The organism is Streptomyces sp. NPDC040545, assembly GCF_055595065.1.
The window spans coordinates 237067-252979 of record NZ_JBVIWA010000001.1; the positions used below are offsets into that span (position 1 = coordinate 237067).

General features: G+C 70.5%; 14 protein-coding genes and 1 pseudogene. 7 read left to right on the forward strand and 8 right to left on the reverse strand.

Annotated elements, in window-relative coordinates; translation table 11 throughout:
- Nucleotides 1-90: 90 nt before the first annotated feature.
- From ACZ573_RS01220 to ACZ573_RS01235, 4 genes and pseudogenes are all read right to left on the reverse strand, one after another.
- The gene (locus ACZ573_RS01220; RefSeq protein ID WP_471297544.1) at nucleotides 91-375 is read right to left on the reverse strand and encodes a hypothetical protein; all 285 of its coding nucleotides are present in this window, start codon (nucleotides 373-375) and stop codon (nucleotides 91-93) included.
- 208 nt (nucleotides 376-583) lie between these two features.
- Nucleotides 584-1198 (reverse strand): annotated as a pseudogene (locus ACZ573_RS01225) (GntR family transcriptional regulator); the annotation flags it as partial.
- A 450-nt stretch (nucleotides 1199-1648) separates the two neighbouring features.
- Nucleotides 1649-3043, reverse strand: a complete 1395-nt coding sequence (locus ACZ573_RS01230; RefSeq protein ID WP_471297546.1) for an FtsW/RodA/SpoVE family cell cycle protein — start codon at nucleotides 3041-3043, stop codon at nucleotides 1649-1651.
- Between the two features lie 891 nt (nucleotides 3044-3934).
- Complete coding sequence (locus tag ACZ573_RS01235) at nucleotides 3935-4438, reverse strand: hypothetical protein (protein WP_471297548.1); 504 nt, start codon at nucleotides 4436-4438, stop codon at nucleotides 3935-3937.
- A 454-nt stretch (nucleotides 4439-4892) separates the two neighbouring features.
- On the opposite strand from ACZ573_RS01235, the gene groES reads away from it, so the two are divergent.
- Together groES and groL are read left to right on the forward strand one after the other, a co-directional pair.
- Nucleotides 4893-5201: a co-chaperone GroES gene (groES, locus tag ACZ573_RS01240; RefSeq protein ID WP_030011064.1), complete on the forward strand. Its 309-nt coding sequence runs from the start codon at nucleotides 4893-4895 to the stop codon at nucleotides 5199-5201.
- A gap of 112 nt (nucleotides 5202-5313) precedes the next feature.
- Nucleotides 5314-6942 carry a chaperonin GroEL gene (groL, locus tag ACZ573_RS01245; protein ID WP_030011063.1) on the forward strand — a complete coding sequence of 543 codons (1629 nt, stop codon included), beginning with the start codon at nucleotides 5314-5316 and terminating at the stop codon, nucleotides 6940-6942.
- An 80-nt stretch (nucleotides 6943-7022) separates the two neighbouring features.
- Here groL and ACZ573_RS01250 read toward each other — a convergent pair whose 3' ends face one another.
- The 3 genes from ACZ573_RS01250 to ACZ573_RS01260 all read right to left on the reverse strand — a co-directional run bounded on the left by ACZ573_RS01250 (nucleotide 7023) and on the right by ACZ573_RS01260 (nucleotide 9320).
- A complete protein-coding gene (locus ACZ573_RS01250; RefSeq protein ID WP_471297549.1) occupies nucleotides 7023-7718 on the reverse strand; it encodes an ester cyclase in 696 nt (231 codons plus the stop codon).
- Between the two features lie 110 nt (nucleotides 7719-7828).
- Entirely contained in the window at nucleotides 7829-8602 is a 774-nt protein-coding gene (locus ACZ573_RS01255; protein ID WP_471297551.1) for an SDR family NAD(P)-dependent oxidoreductase, read from the reverse strand.
- A 31-nt stretch (nucleotides 8603-8633) separates the two neighbouring features.
- Nucleotides 8634-9320 (reverse strand): MOSC domain-containing protein, encoded by a 687-nt coding sequence (locus ACZ573_RS01260; RefSeq protein WP_471297553.1) that lies wholly within the window; start codon nucleotides 9318-9320, stop codon nucleotides 8634-8636.
- Nucleotides 9321-9408: 88 nt separating this feature from the next.
- Here ACZ573_RS01260 and ACZ573_RS01265 point away from each other — a divergent pair, with 88 nt between their 5' ends.
- Nucleotides 9409-10308: a LysR family transcriptional regulator gene (locus tag ACZ573_RS01265; RefSeq protein WP_471297555.1), complete on the forward strand. Its 900-nt coding sequence runs from the start codon at nucleotides 9409-9411 to the stop codon at nucleotides 10306-10308.
- A gap of 185 nt (nucleotides 10309-10493) precedes the next feature.
- On the opposite strand, the gene ACZ573_RS01270 is transcribed toward ACZ573_RS01265, so the two are convergent.
- Nucleotides 10494-10829: a WhiB family transcriptional regulator gene (locus ACZ573_RS01270; RefSeq protein WP_471297557.1), complete on the reverse strand. Its 336-nt coding sequence runs from the start codon at nucleotides 10827-10829 to the stop codon at nucleotides 10494-10496.
- Nucleotides 10830-11209: 380 nt separating this feature from the next.
- Here ACZ573_RS01270 and ACZ573_RS01275 point away from each other — a divergent pair, with 380 nt between their 5' ends.
- The 4 genes from ACZ573_RS01275 (at nucleotide 11210) to ACZ573_RS01290 (ending at nucleotide 15860) form a co-directional block, all read left to right on the forward strand.
- A complete protein-coding gene (locus ACZ573_RS01275; RefSeq protein WP_003948568.1) occupies nucleotides 11210-11821 on the forward strand; it encodes a response regulator transcription factor in 612 nt (203 codons plus the stop codon).
- A gap of 360 nt (nucleotides 11822-12181) precedes the next feature.
- Nucleotides 12182-12811 (forward strand): sigma-70 family RNA polymerase sigma factor, encoded by a 630-nt coding sequence (locus ACZ573_RS01280; RefSeq protein ID WP_030389108.1) that lies wholly within the window; start codon nucleotides 12182-12184, stop codon nucleotides 12809-12811.
- Nucleotides 12812-13078: 267 nt separating this feature from the next.
- A complete protein-coding gene (gene guaB, locus ACZ573_RS01285; protein WP_471297559.1) occupies nucleotides 13079-14578 on the forward strand; it encodes an IMP dehydrogenase in 1500 nt (499 codons plus the stop codon).
- Nucleotides 14579-14735: 157 nt separating this feature from the next.
- The gene (locus ACZ573_RS01290; protein ID WP_189733282.1) at nucleotides 14736-15860 is read left to right on the forward strand and encodes a GuaB3 family IMP dehydrogenase-related protein; all 1125 of its coding nucleotides are present in this window, start codon (nucleotides 14736-14738) and stop codon (nucleotides 15858-15860) included.
- Nucleotides 15861-15913 lie beyond the last annotated feature (53 nt).

Genomic DNA, 15913 nt, shown 5'->3' on the forward strand with positions numbered 1-15913 from the left:
GACCAGGGTCCGGGGCGGGGGAGCGCGTCCGATCGCTACGCGCTCCTCACGTCTCAGCGTCTCCGGCCCGTCCTGGACCACCGGCAGAACCTAGCCGGAGGCGACGACCTTGCCGGCCGTCACCTGCGGAGGGTTGGGCAGGAACTGAGCCAGGTTCTCGCGGACGAACTGCGCAGCCCTCTCGACCGACTCGTCGGCGCCCGCACGGTCCCGGAAGACGCTCGTGGACACCATCACCCCGCCCCCGGCGTCGACCCAGAAGTACGCCACGAAACCGGAAACCTGGCGCATGATCGGCACGAACCCCTCGTCGACGATGCGTCCGGCCTCGGCCGGGTCGGTCACGCCTTCATACCGCCGGACTGCTGCGTACATGGTTGATCCCCTCAACGGTGCTCGGCGTCGTCGTTGCGAAGAGGACGTACCCGGACCGTCCCCACTCGGCCCGCGCGGCCCCCGCCAATCACCGGAAGAGACCTCGTCGGCCGCGCGAACGGGCGGCACCCCGGGGTCGGACGAGCGCCCGCCAGGGTGCGGCCGACCGGATCCTCGCCCCGCCGACGCGGTGCGCGGGCAGACCCTCTCAGGCGTCGAAGTCGTACTCCAGCACGTAGGAAGCGGAGTCCAGCGTCATCTCGTTGATCTCAACGGCTCGCCCGCCTTCGGCGAACGCGGTGCGCACGATCTGGATGACAGGCGTGCCCATGGAGAGCGACAGCCGCTCGGCCTCACCGGCCGAAGGCATCCGGGAGCGGATCTCCTCCCGGAAATGAACGGGCGCATGCCCCAGCTCGGCCAGCCGCGCGTACGTCCCGCCCGGACCGGTGTCGGCCTGTGTGATGGCAGAGTCCCCGACGATGTCCGCCGGCAGGTACGACACCGCGAACAGCACGGGCTTGCCGTCAAGCACGAAGCGGCGGCTGCGGACCCACACCTGAGCCCCCGCCGGAACGCCCAGCGCGTCGCAGACGCGGTCGTCCGCCTCTTCCGCTCGTACGTCGATCTGGTCGACGACCAGCTCCCGATCCTCGGAATCGGTGGACCAGACGGACCGCCCCGAGCCCCACTGCTCCTGCGCCAGCCGCTGGATACCGCGCCGCCGCAGAGGCTTGAACGCCCGGACGAAGTTACCGGCACTCCCGCTGTCCTGGCTGGTCATGAAACCGATCACCCCTTCTGCGTTCCAACACCCTAGGGCCGCAGGCAGGTGTCCATCAGCGAGATGAAAGGCGTCTCCTCCGTGAGGGTGGCGGCAGGTGCGGCCAAAGCGATGTGTAGTCCGGTCTGGGCTGGTGGACGAGAACTGCCTCCGGCAACCCCAGACGGGTCGCAGTCGCTGTGATCGAGGAGCGCGTAGCGATCGGGCGTGCTTCCCCCGACCCGGGCCTGGTCCGGACGGGCCCGTCTCGGGACCGTGCCCAGCGGGATCTGCTTGGGCATCTCTGGCCGCCCGGCCCGTTCCTTCGGGGGTTTCCCGGCGGTCTTCGTGTGTCCGGGGCGGGACGGTCGGTCAAGGGTGGCCGAAGGCCATCGCGAAGCGACGCGAGGAACGAGCGCCCTTGAGGGACCGGCCCGAACCGGAGAGACGATGAGACTGACGGGAAACCCCCATACGCATCCCTGATGCCGACCGAGCAGCTCCCGCCCCCTACACCCGCACTGTCGGCGTGATCGTCGTTTCCACCGGGCCGTGGGTGTCCGCCTCGCGTTGGCGTTCCGCGCTGTCGCTGATGCGGAGGAGCAGCGCGATCATGATCCAGTTGGCCAGGAGGGATGAGCCGCCCTTGGCCAGGAACGGCAGAGCCTTGCCCGTCAGGGGGATCAGGCCCGTCACGCCGCCCGCGACCACGAAGACCTGCAGGGCCAGCGCCGCGGCCAGGCCCACCGCGAGCAACTTGCCGAAGGGGTCGCGCGCGCCGAGTGCCATCCGTAGCCCCCGCTGCACGAGGAGCGCGTAGAGGATCAGTACGGCCATGACCCCGGCCAGGCCCAGCTCCTCGCCCACCGTGGTCAGGATGAAGTCGCTGCGCCCGGCGAACGCGATCAGCTCGGGGTGCCCCATGCCGAGGCCCGTGCCGGAGACGCCGCCGGTGCCGAAGCTGAACAGGGCCTGCGCCGACTGGTCCGAGGTGACTCCGGGCGGCCGGTTCTCCCAGTAGTACGACAGCGGGTTGAGCCACGCGGCCACGCGTGCCTTGACGTGCGGCTCCGTCGAACCGACCACGAAGGCGCCCGCCGAGGCCATGAGCAGGCCGCAGACGATCCAGCTGGTGCGCTCGGTGGCGACGTACAGCATCACCACGAACACCCCGAAGAAGATCAGCGAGGTGCCGAGGTCGCGTTCGAAGACCAGGACCAGCATCGAGATGATCCACACCGTGACGATCGGGCCGAGCTGGCGCATCGGGGGCAGCCGCATGCCCAGGAACCTGCGGCCCGTCAGAGCCAGCGAGTCCCGGTGGATGACCAGGTAGCCGGCGAAGAAGATCGCGATCATGATCTTCACGAACTCGCCGGGCTGCAGCGAGAAGCCGAAGAGTTTGATCCAGCGCTTCGCACCGTAGGTGTCCGCGCCGAAGAAGGCCGGCGCGATCAGCAGCACCAGCGCGACGGCCATGTTGATGTAGATGAACCGCTGCAGCAGCCGGTGGTCGCGCAGCAGCGCCAGCACCAGCAGGCAGGCGGCGACCCCGACGACCGTCCACATCAGCTGGCCGGGGGCGTTCGCGTCCGAGTTGTAGCGCTCGATGTAGCCCTGGTCGAGGCGGTGCAGCAGCACCAGTCCGAGGCCGGTCAGCAGCATGGCGAGCGGGAAGATCAGTGGGTCGGCGTAGGCCGCGAAACGGCGTATGCCCAGATGTCCCACCAGGGACAGCAGGGTCATGCTGATGGTGAAGTCGACGAATTTGGGCGGCAGCTCGCCGTTCATGGCGAGGCCTGCGGCGGCGTGGCCGAAGACGGCGATGGCGATGACGAAGACCAGGAGCAGCGCCTCGGTGCGGCGGCGGGCGACCGCCGACGTCAGGGGTTTCAGCCCACGCACGGGATGCCGCCGGCGTCCTTGGGGGCGGACGGGAAGGGCGGCGGGGGCGGCGGGGGTGCCGCCTCGGGTGAGGACGTGGCGCCCGGTGCGCCGGGGTCAGCGGAAGCTTTGGGTCCGATCTGCTCGGCAATGAGGCGCTTTATCTTCATATCATCTACGACGTTGAAGCCCTCCCCGTGGTTCCTTTGGGCCGTCTGCCGGGCGCGGGCCGTGTGCCGGGCGCGGGCTGTCTGCCGGGCGCTGCCCGGACCCGCGGTTGCCCTGCGGGTGGCTCGGCGGTGTGCGGGGCGGGCGGATCCAGGCCGGGCGCTGCCCGGTCCCGCGCCTCAATCGCCGGCGGGGCTGGGGGTGGCGGGTTTGTCGGCAGGGGGCGGGGTGGGGTGCCGGGGCGGGGTGTCTCCTCGGCTCGGCGCGTGCGGGCGTGTCTCGGCCGTACCCGGTGGTCGCGCGCTCGTCCTGCGGGGACACCCCGCCCCGTCCCCCCACCCCTCAGGCCGTCGAAGCCCACAGAGGGATGGGAGCCGCGCTGTCGAAGCCCTGCCGTGGGGCGGGGACACGCAGGAGGGTCCCCGCAGGACGAGGCGCGACCACGGCCGTCTGGCCGTGACGAGCCCGCACGCGCCGAGCCGAGGAGACCCTCGTGCGGGGCACCGCCCCACACCACCCAGCCCCGCCGGCGATTGAGGCGACCCACCTCGGCAGGAGGGATCCGTGCCGCCGAGCCGACCGCAGGGCACCCCGCAGGGGACCGGCCGGCGATTGAGGCGACCCACCACGGCAGGAGGGATCCGTGCCGCCGAGCCGACCGCAGGGCACCCCGCAGGGGACCGGCCGGCGATTGAGGCGACCCACCACGGCAGGGAAGCCACACCACCGAGCACCCCGCACGGGTCACGCAGACGGCAGGGGCCCCCACGAGTTGGGGTCGGCGGCCGGCTCCGGCGGGCGGTTCCGGCGACGTCTGCGGCGGTCGACGGCGTCCCGGGTGGCCGCGGTCAGCGCCCAGGCCGGGAACGCGAAGGCGATCAGCCCCACGCCCATCGGCGCGAGCGAGGTGCCGAGGTCCGTCTGTACGGCATGGTCGGCCGCCGGCCCGCTGACGAGGGCGGCCACCGGCGCCTTCGGCCGGTCGTCGAACACGCCGTCGATCTCGATCCCCGAGAGGGTGAACGATCCGTCGGAGGCGGTGAAGTCCCCCGCGCACGACATGCTCCGGTCCCCTTCGGAGTCGAAGTCGCCCCACGTGCAGATGTCCGCGCTGAACGTGCCTTCCACCCCCGTCAGTTGGGTGATCAGCCGGGGTACGGCCGCGGAGTACATGAAGATCCCGGCGGCGATGCCGATCGAGATCGGGAAGGCATGGATCCATCGCACGCCGGAGTTCGTCCTGGTCATACCGGGGACAGTAGTGAGGTCGCACGGACGTGCGTGCGATTTTCCGGCCCTGTGATCGGTATCGCCACCGACGCCACTCCCACCGCCCCGCGCGGACGTCGCCTTCCGGCCGACCGGAACGCGGAGATCCTGATCGTCAGGCCCGCCGCGTTCGCGGCGGTGTCGCGTCGGCGCGGCTCTGCGTTTCGCCTGGTCAGGGCGCTGAGGGGGGCGATCCCCCCTGTCCGTGCGCCCCGGTGGCCGACGTTCCGGTTCTCCTTCGCGCAACGCCCGACGGTCGGGAATTGGCACTCCGCTTGACCGAGTGCTAATCACCGGAATAGTCTCGCACCTGGCACTCACCCCCGGTGAGTGCCAACACAGCGACAGGCAGATCCGGCACCCGCGACGACGGATCGACCTGGTCGCCACCTCAGACAGTTAACCCCGGATCTCCGAAGGGGGAGGTCGGATCGTGACGACCGCCAGCTCCAAGGTTGCCATCAAGCCGCTTGAGGACCGCATTGTGGTCCAGCCGCTCGACGCCGAGCAGACCACGGCCTCCGGCCTGGTCATCCCGGACACCGCGAAGGAGAAGCCCCAGGAGGGCGTCGTCCTCGCGGTGGGCCCGGGTCGCTTCGAGGACGGCCAGCGTCTCCCGCTGGACGTCACCGTCGGCGACATCGTGCTCTACAGCAAGTACGGCGGCACCGAAGTGAAGTACAGCGGCGAGGAGTACCTCGTCCTCTCGGCTCGCGACGTGCTCGCGATCGTCGAGAAGTAATTCTCTTCATCAGTACTGCTTTGAGCTGCGCCCCTGGTCACCCCGCTGATTGCCGGGCGGCGAGGGGCGCAGCTCGTTAAACCCGAGTTTTCGAGAGGGCTGAACCGCTCCCATGGCGAAGATCCTGAAGTTCGACGAGGACGCCCGTCGCGCCCTCGAGCGCGGCGTCAACAAGCTTGCCGACACGGTCAAGGTGACGATCGGCCCCAAGGGCCGCAACGTCGTCATCGACAAGAAGTTCGGCGCCCCCACCATCACCAACGACGGTGTCACCATCGCTCGCGAGGTCGAGCTGGACGACCCGTACGAGAACCTGGGCGCGCAGCTCGTGAAGGAGGTGGCGACCAAGACCAACGACATCGCGGGTGACGGCACCACCACCGCCACCGTGCTGGCCCAGGCGCTGGTCCGCGAGGGTCTGCGCAACGTCGCCGCGGGTGCGTCCCCGGCCGCCCTGAAGAAGGGCATCGACGCCGCGGTCAAGGCCGTGTCCGAGGAGCTCCTCGCGACCGCCCGCCCGATCGAGGACAAGTCCGACATCGCCGCCGTGGCCGCGCTCTCCGCGCAGGACCAGCAGGTCGGCGAGCTCATCGCCGAGGCGATGGACAAGGTCGGCAAGGACGGTGTCATCACCGTCGAGGAGTCCAACACCTTCGGCCTGGAGCTGGAGTTCACCGAGGGCATGGCCTTCGACAAGGGCTACCTCTCGCCGTACATGGTCTCCGACCAGGAGCGTATGGAGGCCGTCCTCGACGACCCGTACATCCTGATCAACCAGGGCAAGATCTCCTCGATCCAGGACCTGCTGCCGCTGCTGGAGAAGGTCATCCAGGCCGGCGCCTCCAAGCCGCTGCTGATCATCGCCGAGGACGTCGAGGGCGAGGCGCTCTCCACCCTCGTCGTCAACAAGATCCGCGGCACCTTCAACGCGGTCGCCGTCAAGGCCCCCGGCTTCGGTGACCGTCGCAAGGCGATGCTCCAGGACATGGCCACCCTCACCGGTGCCACCGTCATCGCCGAGGAGGTCGGCCTCAAGCTCGACCAGGCCGGTCTGGACGTACTGGGCTCCGCCCGCCGCGTGACCATCTCCAAGGACGACACCACCATCGTCGACGGTGGCGGCAGCCACGACGAGGTCCTCGGCCGCGTCAACCAGATCAAGGCCGAGATCGAGTCCACGGACTCGGACTGGGACCGCGAGAAGCTGCAGGAGCGCCTGGCGAAGCTCGCCGGCGGCGTCTGCGTCATCAAGGTCGGCGCCGCCACCGAGGTGGAGCTCAAGGAGAAGAAGCACCGTCTCGAGGACGCCATCTCGGCGACCCGCGCCGCGGTCGAGGAGGGCATCGTCTCCGGCGGTGGCTCCGCGCTCGTCCACGCCGTGAAGGTCCTCGAGGGCAACCTCGGCCTGTCGGGCGACGAGGCCACCGGTGTCGCGGTCGTGCGCCGCGCCGCCGTCGAGCCGCTGCGCTGGATCGCCGAGAACGCCGGTCTCGAGGGTTACGTCATCACCTCGAAGGTCGCCGAGCTCGACAAGGGCCAGGGCTTCAACGCCGCCACCGGCGAGTACGGCGACCTGGTCAAGGCCGGCGTCATCGACCCGGTGAAGGTCACCCGTTCCGCGCTGGAGAACGCCGCCTCCATCGCCTCCCTGCTGCTCACGACCGAGACCCTGGTCGTCGAGAAGCCGGCGGAGGACGAGGGCGACGCCGGTCACGGCCACGGTCACGGCCACAGCCACTGATCGCACGCACCACGCCTGGAAGGCCCCGTTCCGCAGCTGCGGCACGGGGCCTTCCCGTTGCTCATCCCCGTGTCGGGGGCTCAGGTTCCGTACGGGGAACCCGTTCCGCCCATCTGCTGCTGCAGGGCTCCGGGGTTGTAGTGCCACCAACCCTCGATGATCTCTCCCTCCACGCACCGGAACGTGGTGCTCCCGGACATGTAGTACGTCTTCCCGGTCGGTGCGACCCCCATGAACGGGCCCTTGTGGATGCCGGTCCAGTTCCACACCGTCGTGACCAGGTCGCCCTCGGCCAGCTGGGCCGTCGTCTCGAAGGTCATGTCGAAGGCCGCGCGCCACGTCTCCATGTCCGACCGCATGGAGTCGCGTCCGACGACGGTGGACTCCGCCTTGCTGGCGTCGTGGTCGATGTAGTTCGTCGCGAAGCACTCGTCGAGGACGCTCATGTTCCCGGTCATGGCCGCTTCCTCGAACACCCGGTTGGCGAGCTGCTTGTTGAGGTGCTCGTCGCGGACCACGTCCAGGTTCATGAACTTCGGCATGCCTTCGCAGAGAGCCACCATCTCCTGGAACATCCGGTCCGTCTCGGGGAGATGGGAGTTCTTCATGGCCTCTTCGTACGAGGCGAACTCCACCATGTCCACGTAGTGGTTCCGGGCCTCGCGGTCCTGGCCGATCATCGTGTGCGTGGCGGTGCGCCTGCCGCTGCTCTGCTCCGCCCAGCGGTCGATGAGCGCGTTCATCTCGTCGAACCGCCTGGTTTCGTAATCGATCACTTGTACGAATGTCATCGCGTCGCCTCCCGCGCTGGATGGGACAGGTCCAGTTTAGGGAGATTTCACCCGGTTGGCCGCTTGTGGTGGACCCCTCGGGGCACCCTCCAGGGCTACTGGGGGCCGTACTTGCGGCCCGTACGCGACGACACCCCGCCCAGCAGTCCGCGCGGCGTCAGCTTCACCACGCCCATCAGCGCCTTGTACCGCGGGTCCGGGATCGACACCGTCTTCCCGCGGGCCAGGTCGGCCAGGGCCGCGGCCACCAGCTTGTCGGCGTCCAGCCACATCCAGCCGGGGATGTTGTCCGTGCCCATGCCGGCCCGCTGGTGGAACTCCGTCCGGACGAAGCCGGGGCACAGTGCCATCAGCCGCACCCCCGACCCGCCCAGGTCCCGCGCAGCCCCCTGGGTGAACTGCACGACCCAGGCCTTGCTCGCCCCGTACGTGCCGCGCGGTACGAAGGCGGCCACCGAGGCCACGTTGATCACGCCGCCGCGGCCGCGCGAGCGCATCGACTCCGTGGCCGCCGAGGTCAGCCGCAGGACCGCCTCGATGTGCACCTTCAGCATGGTCAGCTCGTCGGCCATGGAGACTTCGAGGTAGCGGCCCTTGTTGCCGAAGCCCGCGTTGTTCACCAGCAGGTCCACCGGGTGGGTGCGGTCGCCGAGGCGCTGCTCGACCGCCGCGATGCCCTGCTCCGTGGAGAGGTCGGCGGCCAGCACCTCGGCCTCGATGCCGTGCCGGTCGTGCAGCTCGGTGGCCTGCTCGCCGAGCCGCTTCGTGTCCCGTGCCACCAGCACCAGATTGTGTCCCTGGGCGGCCAGCCGCCGGGCGAAGGCGGCGCCGATGCCCGCCGTGGATCCCGTAATCAAAGCAGTCGTCATAGGCGCAACCTAGCTTCCCGGGGGGACCGCGTTACCTCGCCCCGGCCCCCGCCCCGTACTTCTCCACGTACAGGCGGACCCGCTCGTGGGCCTCCGGTGCCATCGCCTCGCCCGCGGCCAGGGTGAGCGGCAGCAGGGTCCGTTCGGTGGTGAAGGCGCGGAACCACAACTGCACCGTCACGTCGTGGTCCGGCCGGTGGATGATCCGGATCGGGTCGCCGGGGGAGACCGAACCCTCCTCGATCACCCGTAGATACGCACCCGGCCGGGCCTCCTGGGTGAACCGCTTGACCCAGCCGGCCTGGCCCATGGCCCCCTGGAAGGTCCGGCACGGGATGCGGGCCGAGGCCACTTCGAGGACGACGTCGGCGCCGACCTGCCAGCGGTCGCCGATCCGCGCGGTGTTCAGGTCGATGCCGGAGGTGGTGAGGTTCTCGCCGAAGAGGCCGCCGGGCAGTTCGCGGCCCAGCTCGCGCTCCCACAGGTCCAGGTCCTCGCGGGCGTACGCGTAGACGGCCTGGTGGTCGCCGCCGTGGTAGCGCCGGTCGCAGACGGTGTCACCTTCCAGGCCGCTGCCGAGGCCGGTGGACCTGGGGCCCGGGGCGGCGACGTGGACCGGTCCGGGGACGGGGCGCTTGCCGATGCCCGTCACCCCGCCCTCCGCGTCCGTGTAGTCGACGGCCGTGGCGCGGCCGAGGTTCACAGAGATCAAGTGCATGGAGCCCATGGGACCACGCCGACCGAGCCATCTCAAAGCGAGACCGGGGTATTGGTGCAAGAATCAAAGTAGGGCTTATGCTCGAAGGGTGATCGAAGCACGCCATCTCCGGGTTCTGCGCGCCGTCGCCGGGACCGGGTCCTTCTCCGCCGCCGCCCGCGAGCTCGGCTGCACCCAGCCCGCCGTCTCCCAGCAGATGAAGGCGCTGGAGCAGTCCGCCGGCACCCCGCTGCTCATCCGCACCGGCCGCGAGATGCGGCTGACCCAGGCGGGCGAGGCCCTGGTCCGCCATGCCGCGGGGATCCTGGCCGGGCTGACCGCCGCCGAGGAGGAGGTCGCGGCCATCGCGGGGCTGCGCGCGGGCCGGGTCCGGCTCGTGTCCTTCCCCAGCGGCAGCTCCACTCTGGTGCCGACGGCGCTCGCGGCGATGCGCGCCGAGCACCCGGGGACCCGTATCTCGCTGGTCGAGGCGGAGCCGCCGCGTTCGGTGGAGATGCTGCGCGAGGGCGACTGCGACCTGGCGCTGGCCTTCCGCTACGGCGGGGCGTCCCATTCCGCCGCGGAGTGGGACGACCTCGTGGTGCGGCCGCTGCTGACCGACCGGCTCGTCGGTCTGGTCCCGGAGGGGCACCGGCTGGCCGGGGCGGAGCGCGTGGGCATGGCGGAGCTGGCGGACGAACCCTGGATCGCGGGCTGTCCGCGCTGCCGCCGCCATCTGGTGGACGTGTGCGAGGGCGTGGGCTTCACCCCGCGCATCGACTTCGCCACCGACGACTACCCGGCGGTGGTCGGTCTGGTCGGCGCCGGGCTGGGCGTGGCGGTGCTGCCGGAGCTCGCGGTGGAGTCCGTACGGGCCAAGGGCGTGAGCACGGTGGCGGTGGAACCGGCCGTCGAGCGGGAGGTCGTGGCGCTGACCCTGCCCGACCTGGCCCGGGTGCCGGCGGTGGCCGCGACCCTGGCCGAGCTGGAACGGGCGGCCGCGCGCTGACCCGCAGCCGAGCGCGCGCCGACCCGCGGCCGCGCGGCCGGGCCCGCGTCCGCCCCCGGCGGCGGCCGGGGGGCGCACCTCGCGGGGCCGGATACGGCCGAACGGGTGAAACGCGGGCCGGGCGGCGACACGCCCGGGCGTGCTGGTGATTCGAAGAAACGTTCCTTCGGACGTTTCGTCGGCTCTCAGTGCGGCGCGATCGGTCCGATCGGTCCGATCGCACTCGATGCGGGGATCAGGCGGTGCCGGGCGCGGCCCATCAGTTCCTCGCGCTCGTCCTCGGTGAGGCCGCCCCACACCCCGTAGGGCTCTCGGACGGCGAGTGCGTGCGCGGCGCATTCCGAACGCACCGGGCATCTCATGCAGACCTCTTTAGCCGAGGCCTCGCGCGCGCTCCTGGCCGCGCCCCGCTCGCCTTCCGGGTGGAAGAAGAGGGAGCTGTCGACCCCGCGGCAGGCGGCTAGCAGCTGCCAGTCCCAGAGGTCGGCGTTCGGTCCGGGGAGGCGGGAGAAATCTGCCATTGGTAGTCCCTCTTGGTGCCGGTACTGAGGCGGATACGGTCCATGTCTCCACACCTACTGTCGGAGTAGATGTAAATATGACTCATTGGGAATCTAGCCTCAGACACGTGCCAAACGGAAGGAAAGCCGCCAAATAGGGCATAGCTCCAGATGGAGGACAAGCGGCTCGTGGCTCCTGCGCCGTGATCGCTTCCTCACGTAGAGTGCTGAAGGTGTCCGTCCGACCCGTAACTCTTTCGAGTGACCATCGTTGAGAGTGCGAAGGCGGTTGAACCAATAAGTTCTCGGACAGGTGTCCGGGGGCATCGACCGCACAGGTGACGATACGTACCAGCCTGGAGGCTCAAGGTGACGCGCATCAGCAGCTGCGGAGGGCGGTCATGACATCCGTCCTCGTCTGCGACGACTCCCCGCTTGCCCGAGAGGCGCTCCGTCGCGCGGTTGCCACCGTGCCCGGCGTCGAGCGTGTGACGACGGCTGCCAACGGCGAGGAAGTCCTCCGCCGCTGGGGCGCCGACCGCTCCGACCTGATTCTGATGGATGTACGGATGCCCGGGCTGGGCGGTGTGGAGACGGTCCGCCGGCTGCTCTCGGCCGACCCCGGCGCCCGCATCATCATGCTGACGGTCGCCGAGGACCTGGACGGCGTGGCCCTCGCGGTCGCCGCCGGCGCCCGTGGATACCTGCACAAGGACGCCTCGCGCGCCGAACTGCGGGCCACGGTCACCCAGGCCCTCGCCGACCCGACCTGGCGACTGGCCCCGCGCCGGCTCCGCTCGGCCGAGATGGGCGCCGCGCCCACGCTCACCGCGCGCGAGATCCAGGTGCTGGAGGGCATGAGCCACGGCCGGTCCAACGCGGAGATCGGGCGCGAGCTCTTCCTCTCCGAGGACACGGTCAAGACGCACGCCCGCCGGCTGTTCAAGAAGCTCGGCGCCTCGGACCGGGCACACGCCGTGGCACTCGGCTTCCGCTGGGGTCTGGTCCGCTGACCTCCCGGTCGTGGCCGGGCCCGGCCCGGTCCGCCGCAGGCCGTGGATCGTCGAGAGCGGTCCCGTCCGCCACCCGCGGACGGGGCGGCGCGCCGCCCTCGACGGCTCTTGTTGTCGAGGGCATCCCTGCCCCCGCCTTACCCGGTGCGCACCCGGGGATTGGCGGGGCACAATCCGGGGGACGTCTCGCTTCGTGCGCGATGCCGCATCCTTGAGGGTGTGGAGTCTCTCGGGGACTATTCGGCCGAGCGGGAGGGGAGGGCGCAGATGATGAGTTCCGGCGCACCTGCTCATAACGCTTCGATGCACAACAAGGGCCATGGCGGCGCGGATGCTCCGGCGCCAAGGCACCATGGATTGATGCGCGACGACGAGGCCCTGGGGTCACCCGCGGCCACAGGCCCGACCGGCGCCGCCAAAGGCGGCAGTGCCGGGGGCGTCAGCGCGCTCGTACGCAGGGCGGTGGAGGGCGACGAGCAGGCCACGCACGACCTGCTCGCCTTCGTGCACCCCCTCGCGATCCGCTACTGCCGCACCCGGCTCTCGCGATTGCCGGGTGACGCTCGTCACTTCGTGGAAGACCTGGCGCAGGAGGTCTGCGTCGCCGTCCTGATGGCGCTGCCGCGCTACCGGGACACCGGGCGCCCCTTCGAGGCATTCGTCTTCGCGATCGCCGCACACAAGGTCGCCGACCTGCAGCGGGCCGCCATGCGGCACCCCGGCAGCACGGCCGTGCCCTCCGACGAGATGCCGGAGCGGCCCGACGACTCGCTGGGCCCGGAGGAGCGCGCGCTGCTCAGCAGCGACGCCGCCTGGGCCAAGAAGCTGCTGGCGAACCTTCCGGAGAACCAGCGCGAGCTCCTCGTGCTGCGGGTGGCCGTCGGGCTGACCGCGGAGGAGACCGGGCAGATGCTCGGCATGTCCCCCGGGGCCGTGCGCGTGGCCCAGCACCGCGCGCTCAGCCGGCTGCGGGCACTCGCCGAGCAGTAGAGCGGCCGCGGCAGCTGGCCCGGCGGGTCCTCGCGGTCCGTCGGTCCGTGCGGTCCCGTCGCGGTCCGTGTTGCGGGGACGGCAGGTCCGACCCGGTCCAGGCGGGCCCGCGTAGATCCACGCCGGTAGCTCGGCGTGGGCGCCGGTCGCGGTCCGCAGTCGTAGGAAACGACGAAACTTCTGCTTGACCTTGGTCGTGGAATGAGACGCGTCGGGATCCCGTTAGCATGGACATCCGCGCTGAGCAAGACCATTTGGGAAGGTGTCATGACCGCCGACGGAGTGCCCGACAAATTCGCCACGCTCGGACTGACCTACGACGACGTGCTGCTGCTGCCGGGCGCGTCGGACATGTCGCCTGACGCGATCGACACCTCTTCCCTCATCTCGCGCAACGTGCGCGTGAACGTTCCCCTGCTGTCCGCCGCCATGGACAAGGTCACCGAGGCCCGCATGGCCATCGCCATGGCCCGTCAGGGCGGCGTCGGCGTGCTGCATCGCAACCTCTCCATCGCCGACCAGGCCAACCAGGTCGACCTGGTCAAGCGCTCCGAGTCCGGCATGGTCACCGACCCGATCACGGTGCACCCGGACGCGACGCTGCGCGAGGCCGACCAGCTCTGCGCGAAGTTCCGCATCTCCGGCGTCCCGGTCACCGACCCCGCCGGCAAGCTCCTCGGCATCGTCACCAACCGCGACATGGCCTTCGAGTCGGACCGCACCCGCCAGGTGCGCGAGGTCATGACCCCGATGCCGCTGGTCACGGGCAAGGTCGGCATCTCGGGCGTGGACGCCATGGAGCTGCTGCGCCGCCACAAGATCGAGAAGCTTCCGCTGGTCGACGAGGCGGGCATCCTCAAGGGCCTCATCACGGTCAAGGACTTCGTCAAGGCCGAGAAGTACCCGAACGCCGCCAAGGACAAGGACGGCCGGCTCCTCGTCGGCGCGGCCGTCGGCGTCGCCGGCGACGCGTACGAGCGCGCCCAGGCCCTGATCGAGGCGGGCGCCGACTTCATCGTCGTCGACACCGCCCACGGCCACTCCCGCCTGGTCGGCGACATGGTCGCCAAGATCAAGTCGAACTCCACCGTCGACGTCATCGGCGGCAACGTCGCCACGCGTGACGGCGCCCAGGCGCTGATCGACGCCGGCTGCGACGGCATCAAGGTCGGCGTCGGCCCCGGCTCCATCTGCACCACCCGCGTCGTCGCCGGCATCGGTGTCCCGCAGGTCACCGCGATCTACGAAGCCTCGCTCGCCGCCAAGGCGGCCGGTGTCCCGGTCATCGGCGACGGCGGCCTCCAGTACTCCGGCGACATCGCCAAGGCCCTGGTCGCGGGCGCCGACACGGTGATGCTCGGCTCGCTGCTCGCGGGCTGCGAGGAGTCCCCGGGCGAGCTGCTCTTCATCAACGGCAAGCAGTTCAAGTCGTACCGCGGCATGGGTTCGCTCGGCGCGATGCAGTCCCGTGGTGAGCAGAAGTCCTTCTCCAAGGACCGCTACTTCCAGGAGGGCGTGGGCGGCGACGACAAGCTCATCCCCGAGGGCATCGAGGGCCAGGTCCCCTACCGCGGCCCGCTCTCCGCGGTCGTGCACCAGCTCGTCGGCGGCCTGCGCCAGTCGATGTTCTACGTCGGCGGCCGCACGGTCCCCGAGCTGCAGGACCGCGGCCGGTTCGTCCGGATCACCTCGGCGGGCCTCAAGGAGAGCCACCCGCACGACATCCAGATGACGGTCGAAGCACCGAACTACTCCCGCAAGGGCTGAACGGTATGAGCTGAGGGGGCGGGTCCATCGGGCCCGCCCCCTTCGCCGTCCCCCTTTCGCCGTGCCCGCGCGGGCGTCCGTACAGCGGTCACCGGAACGCGGGCCCCCGGCATTCGGGGATACTGGACGGGCAGACCCAGAGGAAAGGCCACCACACGTGACTGAGATCGAGATCGGGCGCGGCAAGCGCGGCCGCAGGGCGTACGCGTTCGACGACATCGCCATCGTCCCGAGCCGGCGTACCCGGGACCCGAAGGAGGTCTCGATCGCCTGGCAGATCGACGCCTACCGCTTCGAGCTCCCGTTCCTCGCCGCCCCCATGGACTCGGTCGTCTCCCCGCAGACCGCCATCCGCATCGGCGAGCTCGGCGGCCTCGGCGTGCTGAACCTCGAAGGCCTGTGGACCCGGTACGAGGACCCGCAGCCGCTGCTCGACGAGATCACGGAGCTGGACGAGGACGCGGCCACCCGCCGCCTCCAGGAGATCTACTCCGCCCCGATCCAGGCGGACCTGATCCGGCAGCGCATCAAGGAGGTGCGCGACTCCGGTGTCGTCACCGCCGCCGCGCTGTCCCCGCAGCGCACGGCCGAGTTCTCCAAGGCCGTCGTCGACGCGGGCGTGGACATCTTCGTGATCCGCGGCACCACGGTGTCCGCGGAGCACGTGTCGGGCGCCGCCGAGCCGCTGAACCTCAAGCAGTTCATCTACGAGCTCGACGTCCCGGTCATCGTCGGCGGCTGCGCCACCTACACGGCGGCCCTGCACCTGATGCGCACCGGCGCGGCCGGTGTCCTCGTCGGCTTCGGCGGCGGCGCCGCGCACACCACGCGCAACGTGCTCGGCATCCAGGTCCCGATGGCGACCGCCGTCGCGGACGTGGCCGCGGCCCGCCGCGACTACATGGACGAGTCCGGCGGCCGCTACGTGCACGTCATCGCCGACGGCGGCGTGGGCTGGTCCGGCGACATCCCGAAGGCCGTCGCCTGTGGCGCGGACGCCGTGATGATGGGCTCCCCGCTGGCCCGTGCCACGGACGCGCCCGGCAAGGGCAACCACTGGGGCATGGAGGCCGTCCACGAGGACGTGCCGCGCGGCAAGAAGGTCGACCTCGGCACCGTGGGCACCACCGAGGAGATCCTCACCGGCCCCTCGCACACCCCGGACGGCTCGATGAACATCTTCGGCGCCCTGCGCCGCTCGATGGCCACCACCGGCTACAGCGAGCTCAAGGAGTTCCAGCGGGTCGAGGTCACGATCGCGGACTCGCAGCACAGCCGCTGACTCCCGGCCGCACATGCCGAAGGGCCCGATCCCCGTTGGCGGTTTCTAGCGGT